General features: G+C 74.9%; 21 protein-coding genes and 1 other RNA gene. 8 read left to right on the top strand and 14 right to left on the bottom strand.

What is annotated here, in order from left to right:
- Positions 1-46: 46 nt before the first annotated feature.
- The gene (locus ACIGW4_RS23360) at positions 47-826 is read right to left on the bottom strand and encodes a bifunctional DNA primase/polymerase (RefSeq protein WP_399582636.1); all 780 of its coding nucleotides are present in this window, start codon (positions 824-826) and stop codon (positions 47-49) included.
- A gap of 125 nt (positions 827-951) precedes the next feature.
- Positions 952-1584: a TetR/AcrR family transcriptional regulator gene (locus ACIGW4_RS23355; protein WP_123451743.1), complete on the bottom strand. Its 633-nt coding sequence runs from the start codon at positions 1582-1584 to the stop codon at positions 952-954.
- A gap of 153 nt (positions 1585-1737) precedes the next feature.
- Between ACIGW4_RS23355 and ddaH the strand changes: the two genes are divergently transcribed.
- On the top strand, positions 1738-2568 hold the full coding sequence (gene ddaH / locus ACIGW4_RS23350) for a dimethylargininase (RefSeq protein WP_359589986.1): 831 nt from the start codon (positions 1738-1740) through the stop codon (positions 2566-2568).
- On the opposite strand, the gene ACIGW4_RS23345 is transcribed toward ddaH, so the two are convergent.
- Together ACIGW4_RS23345 and ACIGW4_RS23340 are read right to left on the bottom strand one after the other, a co-directional pair.
- Positions 2565-3548, bottom strand: a complete 984-nt coding sequence (locus tag ACIGW4_RS23345; RefSeq protein ID WP_359589985.1) for a small ribosomal subunit Rsm22 family protein — start codon at positions 3546-3548, stop codon at positions 2565-2567. The genes ddaH and ACIGW4_RS23345 overlap by 4 nt on opposite strands.
- A gap of 9 nt (positions 3549-3557) precedes the next feature.
- Positions 3558-4844 (bottom strand): Bcr/CflA family multidrug efflux MFS transporter, encoded by a 1287-nt coding sequence (locus ACIGW4_RS23340; protein WP_399582653.1) that lies wholly within the window; start codon positions 4842-4844, stop codon positions 3558-3560.
- Positions 4845-4918: 74 nt separating this feature from the next.
- Here ACIGW4_RS23340 and ACIGW4_RS23335 point away from each other — a divergent pair, with 74 nt between their 5' ends.
- Positions 4919-5926, top strand: a complete 1008-nt coding sequence (locus ACIGW4_RS23335) for a Gfo/Idh/MocA family protein (RefSeq protein ID WP_398710839.1) — start codon at positions 4919-4921, stop codon at positions 5924-5926.
- Here ACIGW4_RS23335 and ACIGW4_RS23330 read toward each other — a convergent pair.
- Positions 5913-7544 carry an alkaline phosphatase D family protein gene (locus ACIGW4_RS23330; RefSeq protein WP_399582633.1) on the bottom strand — a complete coding sequence of 544 codons (1632 nt, stop codon included), beginning with the start codon at positions 7542-7544 and terminating at the stop codon, positions 5913-5915. The genes ACIGW4_RS23335 and ACIGW4_RS23330 overlap by 14 nt on opposite strands.
- A 102-nt stretch (positions 7545-7646) precedes the next feature.
- On the opposite strand from ACIGW4_RS23330, the gene ACIGW4_RS23325 reads away from it, so the two are divergent.
- Entirely contained in the window at positions 7647-8423 is a 777-nt protein-coding gene (locus ACIGW4_RS23325) for an SDR family oxidoreductase (protein WP_399582631.1), read from the top strand.
- Between the two features lie 140 nt (positions 8424-8563).
- Here ACIGW4_RS23325 and ACIGW4_RS23320 read toward each other — a convergent pair whose 3' ends face one another.
- The 3 genes from ACIGW4_RS23320 to ACIGW4_RS23310 all read right to left on the bottom strand — a co-directional run bounded on the left by ACIGW4_RS23320 (position 8564) and on the right by ACIGW4_RS23310 (position 10541).
- Complete coding sequence (locus tag ACIGW4_RS23320) at positions 8564-8887, bottom strand: nuclear transport factor 2 family protein (protein ID WP_123451755.1); 324 nt, start codon at positions 8885-8887, stop codon at positions 8564-8566.
- Positions 8888-8966: 79 nt separating this feature from the next.
- Positions 8967-9995: an excalibur calcium-binding domain-containing protein gene (locus ACIGW4_RS23315; RefSeq protein ID WP_359589981.1), complete on the bottom strand. Its 1029-nt coding sequence runs from the start codon at positions 9993-9995 to the stop codon at positions 8967-8969.
- Between the two features lie 84 nt (positions 9996-10079).
- Positions 10080-10541 carry a VOC family protein gene (locus ACIGW4_RS23310; protein ID WP_398710836.1) on the bottom strand — a complete coding sequence of 154 codons (462 nt, stop codon included), beginning with the start codon at positions 10539-10541 and terminating at the stop codon, positions 10080-10082.
- Between the two features lie 140 nt (positions 10542-10681).
- Here ACIGW4_RS23310 and ACIGW4_RS23305 point away from each other — a divergent pair, with 140 nt between their 5' ends.
- Positions 10682-11209, top strand: a complete 528-nt coding sequence (locus ACIGW4_RS23305; protein ID WP_399582629.1) for a DUF1203 domain-containing protein — start codon at positions 10682-10684, stop codon at positions 11207-11209.
- 71 nt (positions 11210-11280) lie between these two features.
- Here ACIGW4_RS23305 and rnpB read toward each other — a convergent pair.
- Positions 11281-11679, bottom strand: an RNA gene (gene rnpB / locus ACIGW4_RS23300) — RNase P RNA component class A.
- A 78-nt stretch (positions 11680-11757) separates the two neighbouring features.
- Between rnpB and ACIGW4_RS23295 the strand changes: the two genes are divergently transcribed.
- Positions 11758-12555 (top strand): MerR family transcriptional regulator, encoded by a 798-nt coding sequence (locus ACIGW4_RS23295; protein WP_399582627.1) that lies wholly within the window; start codon positions 11758-11760, stop codon positions 12553-12555.
- Positions 12556-12728: 173 nt separating this feature from the next.
- Entirely contained in the window at positions 12729-13625 is an 897-nt protein-coding gene (locus tag ACIGW4_RS23290; RefSeq protein ID WP_398710833.1) for a hypothetical protein, read from the top strand.
- Here the strand turns inward: ACIGW4_RS23290 and ACIGW4_RS23285 are convergent.
- Positions 13570-15012, bottom strand: coding sequence for an RNB domain-containing ribonuclease (locus tag ACIGW4_RS23285; protein ID WP_399582625.1), 1443 nt, complete (start codon positions 15010-15012; stop codon positions 13570-13572). The genes ACIGW4_RS23290 and ACIGW4_RS23285 overlap by 56 nt on opposite strands.
- A 283-nt stretch (positions 15013-15295) precedes the next feature.
- On the opposite strand from ACIGW4_RS23285, the gene yaaA reads away from it, so the two are divergent.
- On the top strand, positions 15296-16063 hold the full coding sequence (gene yaaA, locus ACIGW4_RS23280) for a peroxide stress protein YaaA (protein ID WP_123451767.1): 768 nt from the start codon (positions 15296-15298) through the stop codon (positions 16061-16063).
- 65 nt (positions 16064-16128) lie between these two features.
- Complete coding sequence (gene eda / locus ACIGW4_RS23275) at positions 16129-16776, top strand: bifunctional 4-hydroxy-2-oxoglutarate aldolase/2-dehydro-3-deoxy-phosphogluconate aldolase (protein WP_359589976.1); 648 nt, start codon at positions 16129-16131, stop codon at positions 16774-16776.
- On the opposite strand, the gene ACIGW4_RS23270 is transcribed toward eda, so the two are convergent.
- From ACIGW4_RS23270 to ACIGW4_RS23255, 4 genes are read right to left on the bottom strand one after another with little or no spacing between them, the layout of a single operon-like run.
- Positions 16766-17584, bottom strand: coding sequence for a GNAT family N-acetyltransferase (locus tag ACIGW4_RS23270; protein ID WP_123451771.1), 819 nt, complete (start codon positions 17582-17584; stop codon positions 16766-16768). The two genes, eda and ACIGW4_RS23270, sit on opposite strands and share 11 nt — an antisense overlap.
- 50 nt (positions 17585-17634) lie before the next feature.
- Positions 17635-19131, bottom strand: coding sequence for a bifunctional RNase H/acid phosphatase (locus ACIGW4_RS23265; RefSeq protein WP_398710830.1), 1497 nt, complete (start codon positions 19129-19131; stop codon positions 17635-17637).
- Positions 19131-19874, bottom strand: a complete 744-nt coding sequence (locus tag ACIGW4_RS23260) for a zinc ribbon domain-containing protein (RefSeq protein ID WP_185094751.1) — start codon at positions 19872-19874, stop codon at positions 19131-19133. The genes ACIGW4_RS23265 and ACIGW4_RS23260 overlap by 1 nt, the downstream gene beginning before the upstream one ends.
- Positions 19871-20689 carry a Nif3-like dinuclear metal center hexameric protein gene (locus tag ACIGW4_RS23255; RefSeq protein ID WP_123451775.1) on the bottom strand — a complete coding sequence of 273 codons (819 nt, stop codon included), beginning with the start codon at positions 20687-20689 and terminating at the stop codon, positions 19871-19873. The genes ACIGW4_RS23260 and ACIGW4_RS23255 overlap by 4 nt, the downstream gene beginning before the upstream one ends.
- Positions 20690-20909: the final 220 nt, after the last annotated feature.

Raw genomic sequence — 20909 nt, 5'->3', positions numbered from 1 at the left:
GAAGGCGGGCCGGGCCCTCCCCTTCTCCCGCCGTCCCCGTGCGGGCTCAGCGCGTCAGCGGCCAGGCGATCTCGTGGGCCGTGTGCTCCCCGTCCCCGTCCGCCTCGCGCTCGGCCGCGTGGCGGGCGCAGGCGTCCTGGAGGGCCTCCAGGAGGTTCAGCGGGTCGGGCAGCGGGTGCTCGGGGCCGCGGACCCAGGCGACGACCGGGTGGGCGTCCTCGTCCCCGGGCAGCCGGGCCGGCGGGACGAGGACGTAGCTGCCGCGGCAGTGCCAGCGCAGCCCCGGGTGCTCGTCCATCGTCTCGGGGTGGCAGTCCAGCTCGCACGGCCACCACTCGTCCTCGTCCTCGGGGGTGCCGCGGGTGGCGGTGAAGAAGAGCATCCGCCCGCCGACCGTGTCGACGTCGGCGGACTCGGCGACGGGGCCGACCTCCACGCCCTCGGCGAGGAGGCGCTCCAGGGCGGCGCGGCCGGCGGCCAGCGGGACGTCGAGGACGTCGTGGACCATGCCGGTGGCGGTGACGAAGTTCGCCTCGGGCTCGTTGCGGGCCCAGCGCTCGATCTGGGCGCGGTCGGTGGTCGACTGCGTCTGCCAGGCGAAGGAGACGGGGTGCCGGGCGGGGGTGGGACAGCCGATCCGCTCACAGGAGCAGCTGTAGCCCACGGGGTACGCGGCGGGGGCCAGGGGCAGCCCGGCGGCGGCGACGGCCAGGAGCAGCTTCTCGCGGTCGTTCTCGTCCTGGGCCGCGGTGCGTTTGGGGCGCCTGCGCAGCCACTGTGCGAGTCTGCTCTCCGTGCCGCGGTAGCGGCCGATGCCGTCGCCCATCTATCCCCTCACACCTCATGCTCGCCCGTTCGGCTCTGCCCATGGTCCCACCATCCTGCGCCCCGGGTGACCGGAGTGCGGAACCGGGGTGCCCCCGAGGCGCGGGAGCGGGGGCCGGGAGGGGGTCAGGGACGGGGGGCGAGGCCGCGCAGGGCGAGGTCGACGAGGGTGTCGGCGTAGGCGTGGGTGAGCGGCAGGGTGCGGTGGATCCAGCGGTGGTGGAGCGGGCCGACGAGGAGTTCGACGGCGACGCGGGGATCGACCCCCGGGTCGATGTCGCCCTTGGCCTGAGCGGCCTCGATGCGGCGGACGTAGAGCCGGAGCTGGGGTTCGAGCAGGGCCTCGGTGAAGCGGGCGCCGAGCTCGGGGTCGACGACGCCCTCGGCGGCGAGGGCGCGGGTGGGGCCGTCGAAGGCGGGGTCGGTCAGCTCGTCGACGGTGGCGCGCAGCACGAGCTTGAGGTCGGCGGCGAGGTCCCCGGTGTCGGGGATCTCACTGTTGGCATCGCCGCCCAGGGCCTCGTTGGCCCGGGCGGCGAGGTCGAGGAAGGCGTCGAGGAGGACGGCCGCCTTGGAGGGCCACCAGCGGTAGATGGTCTGCTTGCCGACGCCGGCGCGGGCGGCGATGCCCTCGATGGTGGTCTTCGCGTAGCCGGTCTCGGAGACGAGGGCGAGGGCGGCGTCGAAGATGGCGCGGCGGGAGCGCTCGCTGCGGCGGGAGGCGTCGGGGGCGGCCTTGGCGGGCCTGGTCTCGGGCATGGCTCCAATCTAGCAGCAGGCGAGACGAGACGTCTCGCCACTCGAGCGGGTCCGAACCACCCGAACGGTCCACAGCGCGGAGGCCGCCGAGAGCGGACCATGGGTCCTCCGATCGTCAACCGATCACCCACCGTTCTCCGTGAGGAGGCTCCATTGCGCCCCACTCCGCGCACGTCCTCGCCCCGCCGTTATCTGATGTGCCCACCCACGCACTTCACGGTGACGTACTCCATCAACCCCTGGATGGACCCCACGAAACCGGTCGACCTGCCGCTCGCCCTCGCCCAGTGGGAGGACCTGCGCGACCGCTACCGCTCGCTCGGGCACACCGTGGAGCTCCTGGAGCCCGACCCGGCCCTGCCGGACATGGTCTTCGCGGCGAACGGCGCGACGGTCGTCGAGGGCCGGGTGCTCGGCGCGAAGTTCGCCCACCCGGAGCGGGCCCGCGAGGCCGACGCCCATGTCTCCTGGTTCCGCAGGAACGGTTGGGCGGACGACGACGTGCGCGTGCCGGAGCACGTGAACGAGGGCGAGGGCGACTTCGCCGTCACCGCCTCCTGGATCCTCGCCGGCCGCGGCTTCCGCTCCAGCCCGCTCTCCCACGACGAGGCGCAGGAGTTCTTCGGCCGCCCGGTGATCGGCCTGGAGCTGGTGGACCCGCGCTACTACCACCTGGACACGGCGCTGTGCGTCCTGGACGACGCCCGGGACGAGGTCATGTACTACCCGGACGCCTTCTCCCCCGGCAGCCGCGCGGTGCTCGCCCGGCTCTTCCCGGACGCCCTGATCGCGACCGGCGAGGACGCGGCGGCCCTCGGGCTCAACGCGGTGAGCGACGGCCGGCACGTCCTGCTCCCGCAGGCCGCGGTGGGCCTCTTCGAGCCCCTCCGCGCCCGGGGCTTCGAACCCGTCGGCATGGACCTGGGCGAACTCCTCAAGGGCGGCGGCAGCGTGAAGTGCTGCACCCAGGAGCTGCGGCCCTAGAGGCCCTCCTCCGGCGGCCAGGAGTCGCCCCACTCCGCGTCACGGGCCTGCTTGTACAGGGGCCCGTGCCGCTTGGTGACCGTGTCGCGGGCGAGCCCGTCGGGACCGCACAGCTCCAGGAGCACCTGCCCCTTGCGGATCTGCGGCCTGCGCGTGATGCGGGAGGCGGCGGGGGTCACGGGGAACCTGGTCGCGGCCACGTACGCGTACTTCTCGTCCTCGTACGCCAGCGACCCGCCCTTCACCTTCCGGTGCAGCGAGGAGCGGCTGACCCGGGCGGAGAAGTGGCACCAGTCCGTGCCGGGCACGATCGGGCAGGCCCCGCTGTGCGGGCAGGGCGCGGCGACGGTGAAGCCGGCGTCGATCAGCAGGGTGCGGGCCGCGATGATCCGCTCGTAGCCGTCGGGCGTGCCGGGCTCGACGATCACCACGGCCCGCGCGGCGCGGGCCGCCTCGGTGACGAGCGCCGTCCTGTCCGCCTCGGTCAGCTCCTTGAGGACGTACGAGACGGTGACGAGGTCGGTGTCGGCGAGGCTCAGGGCGGAGCCGATCCGCTCGCGCCGCCACTCCGCGTCCAGGACGCCGTCGGCCAGCTCGCGGCCGAGCGCGAGGGCGGGCTCCGCCCAGTCGAGCACGGTGGTGCGCGGCGGCTCCTCCTCCCAGGCCTCGGCGACGGCCCAGCTCGCCGCGCCCGTGCCGCCGCCGACGTCGGTGTGGGTGCGCGGCGCCCAGTCGGGCGCGGCCTCCCGGAGGGCGTCGAGGGCGCCCCGTACCGCCTCGAAGGTCGCCGGCATCCGGTACGCGGCGTACGCGGCGACGTCGGAGCGGTCGCGCAGCACGGGGGCGTCCGTCGGGGTGGTGCCCCGGTAGTTGGCGATCAGCCGCTCGACGGCCTGCGCGGCCCGGGTGGGCGGCAGCCCGTCGAGGAGCCCGGCGAGGGCGGCGCGCAGGGAGTCGGCGGAGGGAGCTGAGGCGTTCACCGAGTCAGTCTAGGCGGGCCCGCCGGTCCGGTCCTCCGTCGTGCGCCAGGGCCGGCAGAGACCCAGGAAGCAGGCCAGGGCCAGGACGGCGCAGCCGAGCTGGACGACCGCCATGGGGACGGCGGTGTGCTCGCCCGCGATGCCGACGAGCGGGGAGGCGACGGCGCCGATGAGGAAGGAGGAGGTGCCGAGGAGGGCGGAGGCGGATCCGGCGGCGTGCGGGGTGCGCATGAGGGCCTGGGCGTTGGTGTTGGGCATGGCCAGGCCCATCGCGGACATCAGGACGAAGAGTCCGGCGGCGATCGGGGCGAGCCCGACCTCGCCGAGGACGCCGCTGGTCATGAGGGTCAGGGCCACGGCGGCGAGCAGGATGACGCCGAGGCCGCTGCCGAGGGCCTTGTCGAGGCTGACGCGGCCGACGAGGAGCTTGCCGTTGATCTGGCCGACGGCGACGAGCCCGATCGAGTTGAGGCCGAAGAGCAGGCTGAAGGTCTGCGGGGAGGCGCCGTAGATCTCCTGGACGACGAACGGGGACGCGCTGATGTACGCGAAGAGGGCCGCGAAGGCGAGGCCGCCGGTCAGCATGTAGCCGGTGAAGACCCGGTCGGCGAGGAGCCCCCGCATGGTGCGCAGGGCCTGTCCGACCCCGCCCTCGTGCCGCCGCTCGGGGGGCAGCGTCTCGTGGAGGAAGCGCCAGACGACGAGGGTGAGCAGGACGCCGATCGCGGTGAGGACGTGGAAGACGCCCCGCCAGTCGGTGAGCCGGAGGATCTGGCCGCCGATGAGGGGGGCGATGATCGGGGCGACGCCGGAGATCAGCATCAGGGTGGAGAAGAAGCGGGCCATCTCGACGCCGTCGTACAGGTCGCGGACGACGGCGCGGGCGATGACGATGCCGGCGGCGCCGGCGAGGCCCTGGAGGAGCCGGAAGCCGATGAGGAGTTCGGCGCTGGGGGCGAGGGCGCAGACGGCGGTGGCGAGGACGTAGACGACCATGCCGGCGAGCAGCGGGCGGCGGCGTCCCCACTTGTCGCTCATGGGGCCGACGACGAGCTGGCCGAGGGCCATGCCGGCGAGACAGGCGGTGAGGGTGAGCTGCACGGTGGCGGCGGGGGCCCGCAGCGCGCCGGTGACCTCCGGGAGGGCCGGGAGGTACATGTCCATGGAGAGCGGGGGGAGGGCGGTGAGCCCGCCCAGGACGAGGGTGACGAGGAGCCCCGTCCGCCGGGCGGCGGTGACGACCGGGGTGGTTTCGGTTATGTGTCCTCGTGTTGCTTTCTGGCCGCTCTCCGGCATCGACTGCTCCATTTCGTTGAATCCTTGCCTATGCTCTCAGCTCGACCGGCGTGGTCGAGACCTATGGGGTGGGAATGGACGCGAACAGGACGGTGCGCTGGGGGATCCTGGCGACGGGCGGAATGGCCGAACGGTTCACCACGGACCTGCTGACGCTCGACGACGCCGAGGTCGTCGCGGTGGCGTCCCGCACGGAGGCGTCGGCGAAGGCCTTCGCGGACCGGTTCGGGATCCCGCGGGCGTACGGGGAGTGGGCCGGGCTCTTCGCCGACGAGTCCGTCGACGTGGTGTACGTGGCGACGCCGCATCACGCGCACCGCACGGCCGCCGGCCTCGCCCTGGAGGCGGGCAAGGCGGTGCTCTGCGAGAAGGCTCTCACACTCAACGCCCGCGAGGCGGAGGAACTCGTCACGCTCTCCCGGGACCGCGGCCTCTTCCTGATGGAGGCCATGTGGATGTACTGCAACCCGCTGGTCCGGCGGATCGCCGGGCTCGTGCGCGACGGCGCGATCGGCGAGGTCCGCACCGTCCAGGCCGACTTCGGGATCGCGGGCCCCTTCGACGCCGGCCACCGGCTGCGGGACCCGGCGGTGGGCGGCGGGGCGCTGCTCGACCTCGGCGTGTACCCGGTCTCGTTCGCGCAGCTGCTGCTCGGCGAACCGTCGGCGGTCCACGCGCACGCGCGGATCTCGCCGGAGGGCGTCGACCTGAACACGGGCGTGCTGCTGGGCTGGGACTCGGGCGCCTCGGCCCTGCTGTCCTGCTCGCTGGAGGCGGACACCCCGCTGACGGCCTCGGTGACGGGCACGGAGGGCCGGATCGACGTCCCGCGCGGCTTCTTCTTCCCCGAGCGGTTCACCCTGCTGCGCAACGGCGCGGAACCGGAGGAGTACGTGAACGGGGACGACCCGCACCCCTTCCGGCACGAGGCGGCGGAGGTGATGCGCTGCCTGCGCGCCGGCGAGACGGAGTCCCCGCTCGTCCCCCTGGAGGGTTCGCTGGCGGTGATGCGGACGCTCGACGCGGTACGGGACCGCGTCGGCGTCCGCTACCCCTCCGAGCTCGCGGCTACGCGGGCTTGAGGCCCTGGTCGCCCACCTCCGTGACGTAGGAGGCGGCGGTGGCGACGGGGGCGCCCGGCCGGGTCACGTACGGGACCGTGCGGAAGTCGGCGCGGGCGCTCTCCTCGCCGAGCTCGACGGTGACGTAGCCGCGGCGCCCGTTGAAGAACCGCAGGTGCGGATTGGCCTGCATGAGCTTGGCGTAGTTCGACGGCCGGTCGGCGCCGTCCTTGCCGCTGGCGATGGACGTGGCGACGATCTCGGTGCCGAGGGTCCGGGAGCCCGGGTCGCGGAAGTCGGCCTTGATGTCGAGGCCGTAGCCGACGTGGACGTCACCGGTGAGCACCATCAGGTTCTCGACGCCGGCGGCCTCGGCCCCCGCGAGGATCCGCTGCCGGGAGGCCGGGTAGCCGTCCCAGGAGTCCATGGACAGCTTGAAGTCGGCGGTGGGGCGGTCGCGGCGCTCGGAGAACACCACCTGCTGCGGCAGCACGTTCCAGCGGGCGGTGGAGGCGCGCCAGCCGTCGAGCAGCCAGCGCTCCTGCGCGGCGCCGGTCAGGGTGCGCGCCGGGTCCTCGGACTCGGGGCCCGGGACCTGCCAGCCGTCCCCGTACGCCTGGTCGGAGCGGTACTGGCGGGTGTCGAGGATGTCGAACTGGGCGAGCCGCCCGAAGCGCAGCCGCCGGTACAGCCTCATGTCGGGGCCCTCGGGCAGCTGGGGGCGGCGCAGGGGCTGGTGTTCCCAGTAGGCGCGGTAGGCGGCGGCGCGGCGGAGCAGGAACTCCTCCGGCGGGACGTCGTTCTCGGGGGTGTCGCCCGCGTAGTTGTTCTCGGTCTCGTGGTCGTCCCAGGTGACGACGAAGGGGTGGGCGGCGTGCGCGGCGCGCAGGTCGGGGTCCGACTTGTAGAGCGCGTAGCGGAGCCGGTAGTCCTCCAGGGTGATCGTCTCGCGGGCGAAGACGGCCGGAAGGGTCCGGTCGGTGTAGGCGCGGGCGCCGCCGGTGGCGTTCACGGCGTACTCGTACAGGTAGTCGCCGAGGTGGAAGACGACGTTGACGTCCTCCCGGGCGAGGTGGCCGTAGGCCGTGAAGTAGCCGTCGTGGTAGGCCTGGCAGGAGACGGCGGCGAGCCTGAGGGCGGTGTTCCGGGCACCGGGGGCCGGGGCGGTGCGGGTCCGCCCCACCGGGCTGACCCAGTCGCCGACGCGGAAGCGGTAGAAGAACGCGCGGTCGGGGTCGAGGTGCTCGACCTCCACGTGGACGCCGTGCCGGAACTCGGGGTGCGCGGTGGCCAGGCCGCGCCGGACGATCCGGGCGAAGCGCTCGTCGCGGGCGAGCTCCCAGCGCACGGGGACCCGGCGGTCGGGCAGTCCGCCGTCGGGCTCGAAGGGTCGGGGCGCGAGCCGGGTCCACAGGAGGACGGAGCCCGGCAGCGGGTCGCCCGAGGCCACGCCCAGGGTGAACGGGTCCTCCGTGACGCGCCGGGCGTCCAGCTCGGCGGCGGCCGCGGCGCCGGCCGCGGGCAGCTGGGTGGCGAAGGCGAGCGCGGCGGCCGCGCCGGTGACGGTGAGGAACCGGCGGCGCCCGAAGTGGCGTGCGGCGGCGCGGAGTTCCTCGGAGTGGTTCTGTACGTGGTCCATGTGCCCCTCCCCAGACGGATGCTGTCCTTCCGTCATTCGAGGGGGGCGGGGCGACCTTTCCTTGTCGAGTACAGAACATCCACGTGTCGGACGGATGAGTTCATGGGGCACGCGTCTCGCGTACGCTGCGCGCCCATGAGCATCGCAGTGGTGACGGGAGCCGGTTCGGGCATCGGGCGGAGCGTGGCGCTGGCCCTCGCGGCGGCCGGCTGGTCGGTGGCCCTCGCGGGCCGCAGGGCCGGGGCCCTGGAGGAGACGGCGGCGGCCCTCCCGGCGGGCGACTTCCTGGCCGTCCCGACGGACGTGACCTCCGAGGAGGAGGTGACGGCCCTCTTCGCGTCCGTACGGGACCACTGGGGCCGGGTCGACCTGCTCTTCAACAACGCCGGTACGTTCGCGGGCGGCGGCGTCCCCGTCGAGGACCTGGACCCGGCGACCTGGCGCGCGGTCGTCGACGTGAACCTGACGGGCGCGTTCCTCTGCGCCCAGGCGGCCTTCCGGACCATGAAGGAGCAGGACCCGCAGGGCGGCCGGATCATCAACAACGGCTCGATCTCCGCGCACGTGCCGCGCCCGCACTCGATCGCGTACACGGCGACGAAGCACGCGATGACGGGCCTGACGAAGTCCCTGTCCCTCGACGGACGGCCGTACCGGATCGCCTGTGGTCAGCTCGACATCGGCAACGCGGCGACGGAGATGACGGCCCGCATGCAGACCGGCATCCTCCAGGCCAACGGCGAGCTGGCGGTGGAGCCGGTGATGGACGCGGCGGACGTGGCGGCGACGGTGGTGCACATGGCGGGTCTGCCGCTGGAGGCGAACGTGCAGTTCGCGACGGTGATGGCGACGACGATGCCGTACATCGGGCGGGGCTGAGGGCCCACGACGTGCGCCGGCCGGGGGCGGGGCGCCGCGCCGGGCGTGGGGGGGGGGGGGGGGGGGCCCCCCCCCCCCGGGGGGGGGGGGCGGGGGGGGGGGGGGGGGGGGGGGGGGCCCCCCCCCCGGCCGGAGGGGCGTCAGGCCTGGCCGGTCTCGAACCGGGAGACCTTTCCGCCGTCGACGGTGAACGCCCACTTGGTGCGCATCTCGCCCCAGGTGTCGTTGCGGTAGTCGGCGACGAGGACGCGCCCGTCGGCCGCCTCGCTCTGGACGTCCATGTGCCCGCGCGAGGCGAACACCTCCCGGTCGAGCCACTGCCGCACGTCGCGGTCGGAGCCGTCGTCGGACATGGTCGCGTCGGGGGCCAGGGCCTCGAAGAGGGCGGACTCGTCGTTGGCGTTGAGGGCCGTGACGAAGGCGCGCACGGCAGGGTCGCTGAGCTTGTTCACGGGAATGGTCATGCCCCACCCGTACACCCGCGGGGCGCCCGTCTCCGGGCGCCCCGGCCGTGAAGTCCCCCCGACAGCGGTCTCCGGGCCGTCAGGACCAGTCGCAGGCCTTGCCGTCGCCGTCGCGGTCGAGGCCGGAGCGGTAGCCGGGCTGGCCCCGGTAGATGGGGGCCTTGCCGGCGGCGCGGACGGCGTCGCAGTTCTTGTAGTAGGCGAGGCCGCCGCCGTCGGATCCGCCGGAACCCGAGCCGGAGCCTCCCGAACCGCCGCCGCTGCCGTGGCGGTCCGGGTCGGGGTCCGGGTGCAGCCGGGCGTAGTCCTCGCCCGGGCAGGAGAGGCCGGGACGTGCGAGGGAGAGCCGGACGGACAGGTACTGCGGGTCCTCGATGTCCTCGCCCGCCTCCGGGTCCTGGAAGCAGATCCGCCAGTCGTCGTGACCGGCCGCCAGGTCGACGTCCGTGTAGACGCTGTCGCCCCGGATCTCGGTCAGGCCCGCCTTCCGGAGGACCGCGGAACCGGACGCGAAGGTCCTGCCGACGACGTCCGGCACCTTGGGGAAGACGACGGCCTCGCCGTCCCGCGCCGGACAGGGACTGCCCTTCTCGACGACGGCGAACTCGATCCGGCCCCGCCGCCCCTCCTGGGTCGTGGTGGTCTCCCCGGCCACCGGCTCCTGGAAGCAGACCTTCCAATTGCCGTCGGCGAACTGCGTCCTGTCGTCCTCGGTGGCGTCGTGCGAACGCGCCCAGAACCCCGCCTCGTACGCCGCGTCCTTCGCCGCCTTCAGGTTCTGCCCGGTGTAGTCGGCGACCACCCGCCGCACGAGCGGGGTCGGGGTGGGCGTGGGCGGGGTGTAGGGGGTGAAGGACGGGAAGCCGGTGACCCGCGGCTCGGCACCGGCCGCCGCGGGCCGGTCCGCCGGCGGGTCGCTGGTGCCGACCGCCACGAACCAGACGGCGGACAGGAGGGTCGCGAGGACCTTACGACCGGGCGACCAGCGGGTCCGCCAGGCCAGCACCATGCCGGCCGGCGGCACGAGGAACAGGCAGAAGACGACGAACCCGGGCCGTCGCCACCACCGCTCCTCCCGAACCGGACCCTTGTCCAGCGACACGCCCACGCGACCCTGCCCCTCCCTGATGACGTCTCAGCGCCCACAGGGTATGACCTGCGGATTCGCCGCCCGTGGCCAGGGTCGGACGGCTCAGTCCAGACAGAACTCGTTGCCCTCGGGGTCGGTCATCACGATGTGGCCGGCGCTCATCGGCGGGACGGGCTCGAAGCGCCGCACCCGCTTCGCCCCGAGGCCGACGAGCCGGTCGCACTCGGCCTCCAGGGCCGCCATGCGCTCCTCCCCCACGAGGCCGGGGGCGGCGCGGACGTCGAGGTGCACCCTGTTCTTGGCGACCTTGTCCTCCGGCACCCGCTGGAAGAAGACGCGGGGGCCCTGCCCGTCCGGGTCCTCGATGGCGGACCTGGAGTTGCGCTCCGCCTCCGGTACGCCGATCCTCGCGAGGAAGTCGTCCCAGGCGGCCAACGGATCGGCGCCCTCCGGAAGTTCGACCCCGGGCGGCCCGGGGTGGACGTACCTCAGCGCGTCGCGCCAGAAGGAGGACAGCGCGCGGGGATCGTGGGCGTCGAAGGTGACCTGGAAACGGTTGCTCATGGGGACGTGCTCCCTTCGTAGCGGCTCGTCGACCGACCGTATCGGAGCCCTCTGACACTCCCCCCGCGGAACGTCGGAGGCCTCAGCACGCCGTCCGAATTGCGCCAGCGGTACGGGGTGTTCCTCGGCACCCTGACGTCATGAGCACCCACACGACCACCGCCCGCCCCGCCACCGCCCACACCGCCCGCGCCGTTCCCGCCGCCGTGCTCGCCGAGCTGCGCGTCACCGACGACGCCGGCCGCGCCTGCGTCCCGCACACCGCCACCGACGGCGGCGATCCCCTCCGCTGCTGCCTGCGGCCCTCCGCGCCCGGCGAGCGGATCGCCCTCGTCTCGTACGCGCCGCTGCGCCGCTGGGCCGCCGAGACCGGTGCCGAGCCCGGCGCCTACGACGAGCAGGGCCCCGTCTTCATCCACGCCGAGGACTGCGGCGGCCCCGCGCCCTCGGAGGCGTACCCCTTCTCCCGCCCCGGCGCGCTCCGCGTCCTCCGCCGCTACGACGCGGCCGGCCGGATCGTCGGAGGCCGCCTCCTGGAGCTGCCGGAGACCCCCGCCGACGGCTTCGACCAGGCCCTCACCGAGGCCTTCGCCGACCCGGAGGTGGCCCTGGTGCACGTCCGGGCGGTCGAGTACGGCTGCTTCCACTTCGAGGTCCGGCGGCCCTGACACCACGGACACGAGAAAAGAGCCCCTGACCGGGCAAGGTGCTCGGTCAGGGGCCTTCTCCGGCTCACCGACAGACGAGTCGAGCTGTACGCCGGGTTCTGTGCCCCGGGACCTCGCGGTCGTCGGGGCGACGGCCATCCATCTAGGACCGGCGTTGCCGCCGGCCTCGTGCGGTCTACCCGCGGACTCGGGCGAGCAGCCCTCGAACATCCGCGCAGGGACACCGGGGTGTCCCCTCTTGACCTTGCTCCGAGTGGGGTTTACCTAGCCGCCTGAGTCACCTCAGGCGCTGGTGGTCTCTTACACCACCGTTTCACCCTTACCGAGGACCGAGGTCCCCGGCGGTCTGTTTTCTGTGGCACTGTCCCGCGGGTCACCCCGGGTGGCCGTTAGCCACCACCCTGCTCTGTGGAGCCCGGACGTTCCTCGGGGAGATCCGGGGATCTCCACGCGGCCGTCCGCCCGGCTCGTCTGCCGTGCCGACCATGCTACCTGGCGCGACGGCGGCCGCTTGACCCTGCCGCAGCGTCAGGGTTTCTACTGGGCCCATGAGGATCGGCGAGATCGCCGCGCTCGTCGGGGTCACCCCCCGGGCCGTGCGGCACTACCACCAGTCGGGACTGTTGCCCGAGCCGGAGCGGCGGGCCAACGGGTACCGGGAGTACGGGGTGCGGGACGCCGTGCTGCTCGCCCGGATCCGGCGGCTGACCGAGCTGGGGCTCGGGCTCGACGAGGTGCGGGACGTGCTCGCGGACGACGAGGGGCGGGAGCTCGTGGAGGTCCTGGAGGAGCTGGCGGACGACCTGGCCCGGCAGGAGGCGGTGATCCGCGAGCGCCGGGAGCGCCTCGCCCCGCTCCTCGCCGAGGCCCGCGCGGGGCGCCTGCCCGCCGAGGGGCCCGTGTCGCCGGAGCTGGCCGCGCTGCTGGCGGGCGTGGGCGAGCTGCCCGGGTCCCCGATGGCGGCGAAGGACCGGGAGATCCTGGCCCTGCTCGACACGGTCGTCCCCGACGCGGAGCGGGCCCGGCTGATGGAGCTGATGCGCGGGGCGGCGGGCAGCGCGCGGGAGCTGTACGCGCTCCTCGACGCCCTCGCCGACGTGACGCCCGACGATCCCCGGGTGGACGAGGCCGCTCGCGCCCTGGCCTCGGTCCTGCCGGACGGGATGGCCGTGGAGCTGCCCGAGGAGGGCTCCGGCGGCCTCGCCGACGCCTTCTTCGCGGACCTGGCGCCGGCTCAGTCGGCGGCGGTGCGGCGGGCGATCGGGCTGGCGCGGGGACGAGGGGACGAGGGGGACGCCGGTCCGGGGAGAAGGGATCCGGAGGGAAGAGGGGGGTCGAGTCGATGACGGACACACGGACACCGCGGGGACCGGAGGAGGCGAGCGGTCCGGTGACGGGGCCCGGGGCCACGACGGAGCCGGGGGCCGTGGAGGGGCCAGGGGCCGTGGAGAGGCCAGGGGCCGCCGTGACGGGGGCGGGGGCCGTGACGGGGGCGGGGGCCGTGGAGGGGCCAGGGGCCGTGACGGTTCCGGAGACCCTGGTGGGGGCCGGGCAGGTGGCTGGTGGCGCCGGGGGCGCGGTGGTGCGCGGCCGGGTGCTGCGGTTGCTGCGCGGGGTCGCGTACGCCGCGCTGCCCGCCGAGCTCGTGCTCCTCGTCTGCCTCCTGGGAGGCGTACGGATGCCCGGGGGCGTGCCGCTCGTCGGGGAGGGGCTCGTCCTGGGGCTGCTCGCCGCCGAGGGCGTCGTCTGGGTGCGGCTGCGGAGGCGCGGGCTCTCCCGGCGGGCCGTCGTGGCCGAGCTGGTGCCCGAGCCCGTGCTGCGGCTCGTCGGGCACGAGCTGCGCCTGATGGCGAGCCTGGGGCGCTGGGTCGCGCGGCGGCCGCACGGGGTGGCGGGCGCGGACGGGGTGTTCCCGCACGCCCGGGACCAGGCGGCGCTGATGTACGGCTTCGCGTTCGTGTGCCTGGTCGAGACGGTCGGCATGTCGTACCTGCTGGCCGAGTGGCCCTTCGTCCACGCGGTCGTCCTCGTCCTGGACGTCTACACCGTGCTGTTCGTCCTGGGGCTGCACGCCGCCTCCGCGACCCGCCCGCACACGCTCGCCGGGAACGTCCTGCGGCTGCGGCAGGCCGCGCACGTCGACGTGGCCGTCCCGCTCGACCGGATCGCGGCCGTCCGCCGCGAGCTGTGCTTCTCGCACGAGAAGGCCGAGGGCGAGCTGAACCTCGCCGTCGGCTCCCAGACCTCCGTCACGATCGAGCTGACCGGCCCGGTCGACGCGCCCCGGCTGCTCGGCGCGCCCCGCCCCGTACGGCTGGTCCGTCTGCACGCCGACGACCCCGGGGCCCTGTACGACGCGCTCACGCGGGCGCGAACAGGACCTTCGCCGTCCCCGGGTCCGCTTCCGACAGCCTGACGCGGAGCCACTCGCCCAGGGGGAGCCTCGTCGCGCCGCCCTCGATCCGGGCGACGACCGCCGGGTCCTCCAGGTGGACGGTGCCGACGGCCGGTTCGCGTTCCTTCACGTCGATGACGTACGCGTCGAAGATCTCGCCGATCCGTTCCTTCAGGAGGGCCGCCTCGACGATGTCGACGCTCTCGCGTTCGACGGTGTTGGCGCGGCGGGCGCCGGTGGCCATCTCGTCGGGCAGCGCTGGCAGGGCGGCCCGTACCCACTCGGGCGGCTCGTCCCCGGCGACGGCCGCCACGCACAGCTCGCCCGCGTACCGGTCGACGAGACGGCGCAGCGGGGCGGTGACGTGGGTGTACTCGTCGGCGACGGCGGCGTGCACGGCCGGGGTGGGGACGTGGCCGTCGGTGAAGACGGTGTAGCCGGCGCCGCGCAGCAGGGTGGTGCACTCCTGGAGGAAGGCGGCGTGGCGCGGGTTCGTGGGGTCGGCGGAGCGGACCACGTCCGCGTACGAGACGTGGTGCGGCCAGTCGACGCCGAGGGCGTGGGCGGAGCGGCGCAGCCGGGCGACGGCGCCGTCGGGGGCGGTCGGGAGGGTGCGCAGGATGCCGGTGCCGGCGGCGGTCATGAGGTCGGCGGCGGCCATGCCGGTGAGGAGGGAGATCTGGGCGTTCCAGCCGTCGGCGGGGAGCGGGGCCCGGTATTCGAGGGTGTAGGTGTGGTCCCGTTCGACGATCTCCTGCTCGGGGACGTTGAGGGAGACGCCGCCGCGTTCGGCTTCCAGGGCCTCGCGGAGCCGGCCGATGTCGCGGAGGAGGGCGAGCGGTTCCTCGGCGGTGCCGTCGTCGATCCGCCGCTGCGCGCCCGCGTAGTCGAGTTTGGCGCGGCTGCGGACGAGGGCGCGGCGGACGTCGGTGGCGACCCTCCGCCCCTCGGCGTCGAGGTCCACGCGCCAGAGCAGGGCGGGGCGGGGTTCGCCGGGGAGCAGGCTGGCGGCGCCCTCGGAGAGGACGGCGGGGTGGAGGGGGACCTTGCCGTCGGGGAAGTAGAGGGTGAGGACGCGCCGGTGGGCCTCGGCGTCGATCGCGCCGCCGGGGGCCACGAAGGCGGCGACGTCGGCGATGGCGTAGTGGACCCGGTAGCCGCCGTCGGCCCGGCGGGCCAGGTGCATGGCCTGGTCGAGGTCGGTGGAGGCGGGCGGGTCGATCGTGAAGAACGGCAGGTCGGTGGCGTCGTACGGGGGGAGCCGGGGGTTCTTGGCGGCGTCTTCGGCCTCGGCGAGGACGGCGGGCGGGAAGGTCTCGGGGATCGCGAGCTCGGTACGGAGTGCGCGCAGGGCGGCCCGCAGCGGAGCCTCGGCTGCGCCGGTCACGTGGAGGTGGCGGCGGGGCATGGACCGAGCGTATGAGCTGGGGCGTGGTGCGGCACCTCGTACGGGGGGGGCGGGGCGGGGGCCGGGTCCTCGTACGGGGGCGGGGACGGAGGTCGGCACCTCGTACGGGGGCGGGGACGGGGGTCGGGACCTCGTACGGGGGCGGGGACGGGGGTCGGGACCTCGTACGGGGGCGGGGACGGGGGTCGGGACCTCGTACGGGGGCGGGGGCGGGGGTCGGGACCTCGTACGCTGGGGCGTCGGGGCCGCACCCCCATCCCCGTACGGACGAAGGAGAACCACCGTGCTCGTGCTGTTGCCGCCCTCCGAAGGCAAGGCCTCCTCGGGGCGCGGGGCGCCGCTCAAGCCGGAGTCGCTGTCCCTGCCGGGGCTCGCGGAGGCGCGGGCGGCGGTCCTGGACGAGCTGGTCGAGCTGTGCGCCGCCGACGAGGAGAAGGCGCGCGAGGTGCTCGGCCTGAGCGAGGGGCTGCGCGGCGAGGTCGCGAAGAACGCGGAGCTGCGGACGGCGGGCGCGCGTCCGGCCGGGGAGATCTACACGGGCGTGCTGTACGACGCGCTGGGCCTGGCGACCCTGGACGCGGCGGCCCGGGAGCGGGCGGGGAGCTCGCTGCTGGTGTTCTCGGGGCTGTGGGGCGCGGTGAGGGTGACGGACCGGATCCCGTCGTACCGCTGCTCGATGGGGGTGAAGCTGCCCGGTCTCGGGGCGCTCGGCGCGCACTGGCGGGGGGCGATGGCCTCGGTGCTGCCGGAGGCGGCCGGGGACGGTCTCGTCCTGGACCTGCGTTCCTCGGCGTACGTGTCGGCGTGGAAGCCGAAGGGGGAGGTCGCGGCCCGGACGGCGACGGTGCGGGTGCTGCACGCGCCGACCCGGAAGGTGGTCAGCCACTTCAACAAGGCGACGAAGGGCCGGATCGTGCGGAGCCTCCTGGAGGCGGGCGCGGAGCCGGGTTCGCCGGCGGAGCTGGTGGAGGCGCTGCGGGATCTGCGGTACGTCGTGGAGGAGGGCGGGAAGGCGGGGGCGCTCGACGTGCTCGTGGACGAGGTCCACTGACACCATCGTTGCATCCTCCGCAACGGCCGTTGCGGGTGACGCTCGCCCTGGGCAGGATGACGCCCATGACGAGCGTGTTCGGGCTTGCCCCGGGGGGCCGTGCCGTCCCCGTCGTCCCCGTCGTCGTGATCGAGGACGCCGCCGACGCCGTGCCCCTGGCACGGGCCCTGGTGGCCGGTGGGCTGCCGCTGATCGAGGTCACCCTGCGCACCCCCGCCGCGCTCGACGCCGTCCGCGCGATCGCGGCCGAGGTGCCGGAGGCGGTCGTCGGCGCGGGCACCGTCGTCTCGGCGGCCGGGGTCGCGGACGCGGTGGAGGCGGGGGCGCGGTTCCTGGTCGGCCCGGGGTGGACCGAGCGGCTGCTCGGCGCGATGCGGGACTCCGGCGTGCCGTTCCTGCCGGGGGTCTCGACGGCCTCGGAGGTCGTGGCCCTCATCGAGCGCGGGGTCGAGGACATGAAGTTCTTCCCGGCCGAGGCGGCGGGCGGCGTCCCGTACCTGAAATCCCTCGCGGGCCCGCTCCCCCGGGCCCGTTTCTGCCCCACGGGCGGCATCTCCCCCGGCTCCGCCCCCGCCTACCTGGCCCTGCCGAACGTCGGCTGCGTCGGCGGTACGTGGATGCTCCCGCCCTCCGCGCTCGCCGCCCGCGACTGGGCGCGCGTGGAGGCGCTGGCGCGCGGGGCGGCGGCGCTGCGGGGACCGGTCAGCGCGTGAGCCCGGTGAACGCCACGCGGAGGTGGTCGGTCACCGGCCGGTAGCCGAGGCGCTGGTAGAGGGCGTTGCTGGTGGGGTTCGCCAGGTCCGTGAAGAGCAGGACCTGCGCCGCCCCGGCGTCGAGCGCGGCCCGGCCGACCGCCTCGGTGACCCCGGCCGCGTATCCCCGGCCGCGCTCGGCGGGCGGGGTGTGGACGAGGTGGACGCGGACCTGGCCCTCGGTCGTGCGGGAGACGGCGGCCATCGAGACCGGGCGGCCGTCGGGCCCCTCCCAGAGCCACAGCCGTCCCTCGGAGATCCGCTCGGTCACGAAGCCGGTGTAGTCCTCGGCGGGCTCCTCCCCGACGGCCCTCGCGTACTCCCCCGTCCAGGCGGCGACGAGCGGCACGTCGGCCCCGGTGGCGAGGCGCGCCGTTCCGGCCGGGGCCGGGTCCGGGGGGACCGGCTCGCCGAGCCGGAAGAGCCGCATCCGGACGATGGGGGTCCAGGGGCGGCCGGTGGCCTCCGCGTACGCCTCGACGGCGGCCGTCTCGCCGCGCGCCTCCGTCGGTTCCTCGCCGTCCGGGAGCCCTCCCGGAAGGGCGAGCGCGCGGGCCGCCTCCTCCGTCACGGCCCCGAAGACGGGCACGCCGGGCCGGGCCACCACGAGGACGCCGGTGACCGTGCCGTCCGCCTCCGTCCACCAGCCGAGCCGCCCGGCCCCGTCGACGAGCGTGAGCACGGCGGTGTTGCGGGCGGGGTCGGCGGCGAGGTGCTCGGCGGCGACGGCCCGGAAGGCGGCGGCGCTGTCGGTGAAGGACCAGGTCATGCGGGTGATGGTGGTACGGGGCCGAGTCCCGCCGCCACCCCTTTTGACGGCTACCGCAGGTGCGAGGTGTCGTTGAGGAGCCGTACGGAGGCGTTGCCGTCGGCGTAGTAGGCCACGGCCGAGATCGAGGCGGCCGACAGCTCCATCCGGAACAGCGACTCCGGCGGGGCGCCGAGCGCGAGCCGGACCAGGGTCTTGATCGGCGTGACGTGGGTGACCAGGAGGACCGTACGGCCCGCGTACGCGGCGGTCAGCCGGTCCCGGGTCGCGGCGACGCGCCGGGCGACGGTCGCGAAGCTCTCGCCCCCGCCGGTCGGCGCGGCCTTCGGCGAGGCCAGCCAGGCGTCGAGGTCCTCCGGGTACCGCGCGCGGACCTCGCCGAACGTCAGGCCCTCCCAGGCGCCGAAGTCGGTCTCCCGCAGGCCCTGCTCGATGCGCACGTCCAGGCCGAGCCGGGCGGCGACGGCACCGGCGGTCTGGCGGCAGCGGGCGAGCGGCGAGCTGACGATCTCCTGGACGGTGCCGCGCGCGGCGAGCGCCTCGGCGACGGCCTCGGCCTGCCGCAGCCCGGCCGCCGACAGCTCGGGGTCGCTCCCCCCGCTCCCCGAGAACCGCTTCTCGGGCGTGAGCGCGGTCTCCCCGTGCCGCAGCAACACGAACGTCGCGGGCGCCCCCATGTCGGGCCCGGACCACCCCTGCCGGGGGGCGGACGCGCCGGCGGCGCCGGTTCGCGCGAGAACGGTGCTGCCCGCCGTGGGCGTCGCGCCCGCCTCGGCCTCGAAGTCGCCCGAGGCAACCGAGGCCGCGACGGCCTCCTCCGCGGCGAACAGGCCGTCGTCCGGTTCGGCGGACAGGCCGTCGTCCGGGGCGGTGTCCGGGGCCGTCGGGCGCGAGACCGCGGCCGGCCAGGCGCCCGAGCCCGTGCCCGTACCGAGGCCGCCACCCGGGTCCGTACCGGCGCCACCGGCCGTGGCCGTACCCGTGCCGGTGCCCCCCGCCGTGCCCGTCAGCGCCGCTCGGGCTCTGGCCGCGCCCGCCGTCGCGTCACCGGGCGGGCCCGACGGGGGCGGGGTCGCGGCGTTGCGGGCGGCCGTGGCGTCCAGGGCCGCCGTGGAGGCCGAGGGCTCCCACTGAAGGCCCCGCCTGCCCGCGTCCATCGCCTCGTTCGCGAGCCGGTCGGCGTGCTTGTTCCGCTCGCGGGGGATCCACTCGTAGCGGACCCGGCCGGGCGGGAAGACCCGTCCCGCCTCGGCCGCGAGCGGCTTCATGTCCGGGTGCTTGATCTTCCAGCGGCCGGACATCTGCTCGACGACCAGCTTGGAGTCCATGCGGACGTGGACGAGGGCGTCCGGGAAGAGCTCCCGGGCCGCTTTCAGGCCCGCCACGAGGCCCTTGTACTCGGCGACGTTGTTCGTGGCCACGCCGATGTACTCGGCGGCCTCCGCGAGGGTCTCCCCCGTCGCCGGGTCGAGGACGACCGCGCCGTAGCCGGCGGGCCCCGGGTTGCCCCGGGAGCCGCCGTCCGCCTCGACCACGACCTCGCGCATTACAGGCCGGACTCCGAGGTGCGGACGAGGATCCGGCGGCAGTTCTCGCACCGGACGACCGCGTCCGCCGCGGCGGCGCGGACCTCGTTGAGCTCGGTGATGTTGAGCTCGATGTGGCAGCCCTCGCACTTGCGCTGGTACAGCCGGGCCGCGCCGACGCCGCCCTGCTGCTCGCGCAGCTTCTCGTACAGCTTGAGCAGGTCGGCCGGGACGGAGCCCGCGACGAGCTCGCGCTCCTTGGCGACGGAGGCGGACTCGGTGTCCAGCTCGCCCTGCGCGGCGTCGCGGCGCGCGGTGGCGTCGTCCACCTTGGCCTGCACGGCGGTGACCCGCTCGGTCAGCTCGGCGAGGCGCTCCTGGACGGCCTCGCGGCGCTCCATGACCTCCAGGACGATCTCCTCCAGGTCGCCCTGGCGCTTGGCGAGGGAGACGATCTCGCGCTGGAGGTTCTCCAGGTCCTTCGGGGAGGAGACGGCGCCGGAGTCGAGCCGCTGCTGGTCGCGGGCGGCGCGCTGGCGGACCTGGTCGACGTCCTGCTCGGCCTTGGTCTGCTCGCGGCCGCAGTCGCTCTCCTCGGTCTGCGCGGCGACGAGCAGGTCGCGCAGCTGGGTGAGGTCCTTGGTCAGCGCCTCGATCTCGGCGTGCTCGGGCAGCGAGCGGCGCTTGTGGGCGAGCTGCTGGAGGCGGACGTCCAGGGCCTGGACGTCGAGGAGGCGGATCTGGTCGGCGGGCGCGGCGTTCAGTTGGGGGCTCCAGGAGAGGTGTGGTGGGAGGACCAGGGGTCGGTGACCGTCTTCGAGACGTGGACGCGGAGGTCCCAGCCGTGGCGGTCGGAGATCTCGTCGAGCTGCGCGGCGGCCTGCTCGCACCAGGGCCATTCGGTGGCCCAGTGGGCGGCGTCGACCAGGCCCAGCGGGGAGTGCTGGGTGGCCTCGGAGACCGGGTGGTGGCGCAGGTCGGCGGTGAGGAAGGCGTCGACGCCCGCGGCTCGCACGGCGTCGAAGAGGCTGTCGCCGGAGCCGCCGCTGACGGCGACGCGGCGCACGGTCATGGCGGGGTCGCCGGCGACCCGGATGCCCTGGGCGGTGGCGGGCAGCCGTTCGGCCGCGCGGGCGGCGAAGTCGGCGAGGGTCTCGGGGCGGTCGAGCTCGCAGATCCGGCCGAGGTTGTTCTCGGGGACGAGGGGTCCGGTGACCCGGAGGTCGAGCGCGCCGGCGAGGGCGTCGGAGACGCCGGGGTCGGCGGTGTCGGCGTTGGTGTGCGCGACGTGGAGGGCGATGTCCCGCTTGATCAGGGTGTGGACGACGCGGCCCTTGAAGTGGCCGGCCGCGACCGTCGTCGTCCCGCGCAGGTAGAGCGGGTGGTGGGTGACGATCAGGTCGGCGCCGAGGGCGACGGCCTCGTCGGCGATCTCCTGGACGGGGTCGACGGCGAAGAGGACGCGGGTGACCTCGGCGTCGGGGTCGCCGCAGACGGTGCCGACGGCATCCCACGACTCGGCTCGCTCCGGTGGCCAGAGGGCGTCGAGCTCGGCGATGACTTCAGACAGACGGGGCACGAGGGAAAGGCTACCTGGCTCCTCTTTGCGCCTGAACCGGCGCCGCTCTCGCGGATGCGGCGGGCCGCCGCCGGGGTTCCTCGACCGGCGGTCGCGGTCGTCCCCGCCGGCGGTCGCGGTCGTATCCGCCGGAAAAACCCCTGGCGCCGTCGGCACCAGGGGTTCCGCCGCTACTTCACGAGGTGTCCGCCGTCTGCTTCACGAGGCAGCCGCCGCCTGC

The sequence above is a fragment of the Streptomyces sp. NPDC053513 genome, assembly GCF_044544765.1.
GTDB classification, from domain to species: domain Bacteria; phylum Actinomycetota; class Actinomycetes; order Streptomycetales; family Streptomycetaceae; genus Streptomyces; species Streptomyces litmocidini.
Note: the sequence above shows the minus strand (reverse complement) of the source record. Positions and strands in the feature narration are given on the sequence as shown.

Coding starts and splice junctions, on each gene's coding strand:
- ACIGW4_RS23360 (WP_399582636.1), bottom strand. CDS start 826: ATGGGCGACGGCATCGGCCGCTACCGCGGCACGGAGAGCAGACTCGCA.
- ACIGW4_RS23355 (WP_123451743.1), bottom strand. CDS start 1,584: ATGCCCGAGACCAGGCCCGCCAAGGCCGCCCCCGACGCCTCCCGCCGC.
- ACIGW4_RS23340 (WP_399582653.1), bottom strand. CDS start 4,844: ATGCCGGAGAGCGGCCAGAAAGCAACACGAGGACACATAACCGAAACC.
- ACIGW4_RS23335 (WP_398710839.1), top strand. CDS start 4,919: ATGGACGCGAACAGGACGGTGCGCTGGGGGATCCTGGCGACGGGCGGA.
- ACIGW4_RS23330 (WP_399582633.1), bottom strand. CDS start 7,544: ATGGACCACGTACAGAACCACTCCGAGGAACTCCGCGCCGCCGCACGC.
- ACIGW4_RS23325 (WP_399582631.1), top strand. CDS start 7,647: ATGGGGCACGCGTCTCGCGTACGCTGCGCGCCCATGAGCATCGCAGTG.
- ACIGW4_RS23320 (WP_123451755.1), bottom strand. CDS start 8,887: ATGACCATTCCCGTGAACAAGCTCAGCGACCCTGCCGTGCGCGCCTTC.
- ACIGW4_RS23310 (WP_398710836.1), bottom strand. CDS start 10,541: ATGAGCAACCGTTTCCAGGTCACCTTCGACGCCCACGATCCCCGCGCG.
- ACIGW4_RS23305 (WP_399582629.1), top strand. CDS start 10,682: ATGAGCACCCACACGACCACCGCCCGCCCCGCCACCGCCCACACCGCC.
- ACIGW4_RS23295 (WP_399582627.1), top strand. CDS start 11,758: ATGAGGATCGGCGAGATCGCCGCGCTCGTCGGGGTCACCCCCCGGGCC.
- ACIGW4_RS23285 (WP_399582625.1), bottom strand. CDS start 15,012: ATGCCCCGCCGCCACCTCCACGTGACCGGCGCAGCCGAGGCTCCGCTG.
- eda (WP_359589976.1), top strand. CDS start 16,129: ATGACGAGCGTGTTCGGGCTTGCCCCGGGGGGCCGTGCCGTCCCCGTC.
- ACIGW4_RS23270 (WP_123451771.1), bottom strand. CDS start 17,584: ATGACCTGGTCCTTCACCGACAGCGCCGCCGCCTTCCGGGCCGTCGCC.
- ACIGW4_RS23265 (WP_398710830.1), bottom strand. CDS start 19,131: ATGCGCGAGGTCGTGGTCGAGGCGGACGGCGGCTCCCGGGGCAACCCG.